Raw genomic sequence first — 487 nt, forward strand, 5'->3', positions numbered from 1 at the left:
TCTCCTACTGAGTTAATTTTAATAAGATAAGGTATTTTCTTATCTCGTACTTTTTTACCAAAATCTTCGTAATATTCTGTGCTGTATGTTAAACATACCAAATCACCTTGTTTGGCATTTTTTAACATTTTTTTATTTTCTTGATAGAGATCAGATTTTGATTTTGCAAGATTTGCATTTCTGACAAAATGCAACTCCTTACCATGATTATTTTTAATTGAAAAATAATCAATGTTTCTATTTCTAGGGTCATCAGAATCAGGGGAGGAATAAAACTCAATAAGATGTCCACACTCATCTTTTGATGCTGATTGGAGTTTTTTTACCTCATTGGGTTTTATATAAAAGTAATAGACAGCACAAAAGAGTGAACCCATAACAATAATAAAAATGATTTGCTCTTTAAAAGACTGCACAAGATGTTCTGTTGAGCCGTATTCTGGTTCTTTTGACATATAGTTTATTCCCAGTAATTGGCAGTAACACC

Annotated in this window: 1 protein-coding gene; it reads right to left on the reverse strand. The window is 30.6% G+C overall.

Annotated elements, in window-relative coordinates; translation table 11 throughout:
• The coding region (locus IM753_RS12875) for a hypothetical protein (protein WP_194109456.1) at positions 1 to 455 on the reverse strand (455 nt) is incomplete at its 3' end.
• Positions 456 to 487: the final 32 nt, after the last annotated feature.

The organism is Moraxella sp. K127, from assembly GCF_015223095.1.
Taxonomy (GTDB): domain Bacteria; phylum Pseudomonadota; class Gammaproteobacteria; order Pseudomonadales; family Moraxellaceae; genus Moraxella.